At 51.7% G+C, this 265-nt stretch carries 1 protein-coding gene; it reads left to right on the forward strand.

Annotated features, from left to right (window positions below):
- Nucleotides 1-265, forward strand: a 265-nt coding sequence (locus RN22_RS24345) for a hypothetical protein (RefSeq protein ID WP_046308516.1), incomplete at both ends; no start/stop codon positions are given.

The following is a 265-nucleotide window of genomic DNA, read 5'->3' on the forward strand; positions in this document are numbered from 1 at the left end:
AAGCCGAAACCGAACGTTGCTTTGAAATCATAGACACTTGGCGGGAACGACTGAGCTCTATCAGTTGGTTTATGCGCCTGCTGAATCAACATATTGCCACTGAAGCGAATCGTGAAGACCAGTGTACGGGGCACTTCTGGGAAGGGCGTTTTAAAAGCCAGGCTTTGCTCGATGAAAAAGCCTTAGCTGCGGCGATGGCCTATGTTGACCTCAACCCCATACGGGCAGGCATGGCAGACACGCCAGAATCCTCTGACCACACATC

It is taken from the genome of Grimontia sp. AD028 (assembly GCF_000973155.1).
Lineage (GTDB): Bacteria > Pseudomonadota > Gammaproteobacteria > Enterobacterales > Vibrionaceae > Enterovibrio > Enterovibrio indicus.